Annotated in this window: 2 protein-coding genes; both read left to right on the forward strand. The window is 58.6% G+C overall.

Annotation, left to right across the window (positions count from 1 at the left end):
* The first annotated feature begins 541 nt into the window (after positions 1-541).
* Entirely contained in the window at positions 542-1,087 is a 546-nt protein-coding gene (loaP, locus tag ACTQXM_RS08925) for an antiterminator LoaP (protein WP_441537640.1), read from the forward strand.
* Between the two features lie 103 nt (positions 1,088-1,190).
* Positions 1,191-1,735 (forward strand): sugar transferase (locus ACTQXM_RS08930; RefSeq protein WP_441537641.1); only part of this gene is annotated, 545 nt, incomplete at its 3' end.

The raw sequence follows: 1,735 nt of genomic DNA on the forward strand, positions 1-1,735 counted from the left end.
CCCATAACCACGGCAAATAACCAATATGTTGCTAAACACACCCCAAAACGTATGGGCTACCTGCTGTGCTAGGATAACTAATGTTACATGGGTTCAACTGTGCTCACGGCTCCAGCAAGCCGCAAAGCGCAGGGTCGATCAGCATCCGGCCGTAACGGCGGTGCCAGAAACACCACGAACTCCAATAGCGTCGTCATGCGTATCGCATCGAATGACTTTGTGCTTGTCTACGGGCAAGCTGTTCTTTCGATTCGATATTCCATGACTCATCGCAGCAGTCCTACAGCTGTTTGCGTGCGATCCAGTTTTGTTCCCGCTTGACTGGATCGCACGCAGCCAGCTGGGGTCGCGGTCATTTTGCGATACACGTCCGCGACTCTAGCAACTGCACTTATACATACCGTTCACGGTGGGGCAGAGCCACGCGCTTGTCTAACTGGGCTCAGGGTTTGAATATGGAGCGCCTTCGCGCACAAGCGCCCTGGCGAAGCCATACCTAAACCCCGTGAGCCACACGTAAGACAGCAAGGGGGTGGTGCTCGTGTGGTATGTGATCCAGGTCATTAATGGTCGCGAAGATGTAATGCGCGAGCGCATAGAGCATGTGGTGCCGGCTGGCGCCATGCAGGAGCTCTTTTATCCCCAATTTCAAACCGAGATCAAGGTACACGGCGAATGGGTCAACACGACCAAGCCGCTTTTTCCCGGTTATCTTATCTGCGACACGGCAGATCCCCGCACCGTGCAACAGTACTTGCTTCGCATGGACGACTTTGCCCGGGTGCTATCCCAGGACGGTCAGTTTGTGCCGCTGGCAAAAGAAGAGGTCCAGCTTATTGGAAGCTTTACGCATGTGGGAGACCGCGTTGTGCCCATGAGCGAGGCCTTAAAGGACGGCGACCAGGTCGTAGTGACGGCAGGTCCGCTGCTGGGCCACGAAGGCCTTATCAAATCCATTAACAGACGCAAGAGCACTGCTTATTTGGAGCTCGACCTGTGCGGTCGACGCGTGACTACGCGCGTTGGCCTTGCCGTGCTTTCGGCCGAGCAGCGCGCAATGCGAAACCTTAAAAAGGCGATCGCCTAGCTGCAGGCGACTGTTTAACGGGACAGGGAGGATCCCCGGGGGCGGGGACGTAGGTTTGAAGGAAATAGTGTCAGACAAAACTGAATATTCAGAAGGAGCGCCGGTGGGGGCCGTGCTCGTTGCCCAGGCCATGAACGGCGGCGACGTGAGCATGCGCTACAAGGCCATGCAGGCCCTCAAGGACTGGGACCGAACGCGCCTTGCCTACCGCACCGCCAAGCGCGCCTTCGATATCGTGTTCAGCGGCTGCGTGCTGGTAGTCATCGCCATACCCAGCCTGGTGCTGGCCGCGGCCATCCGCCTGGAGAGCGAGGGCAACCCGTTCTACAGCCAGATCCGCGTGGGCCAGACCCACCGCGACGGCAGCCTGTCCACCTTCCGCATGTGGAAGTTCCGCTCCATGTACAAGGACGCCGACGAGCGCCTCGCCGAGCTCAAGGAGCAGAACGAGATCGCCGGCGCCATGTTCAAGATGAAGGACGACCCCCGCGTCACCAAGATCGGCAAGTTCATCCGCAAGCACTCCATCGACGAGTTCCCACAGTTCGTCAACGTGTTCCTGGGCCAGATGTCCGTCGTGGGCCCGCGCCCGCCTCTGCCCAACGAGGTTGCGGAGTACACCGAGTACGACCTGCAGCGCCTGGCCGT

This window comes from Collinsella sp. LCP19S3_D3 (genome assembly GCF_052121455.1).
GTDB lineage: Bacteria > Actinomycetota > Coriobacteriia > Coriobacteriales > Coriobacteriaceae > Collinsella.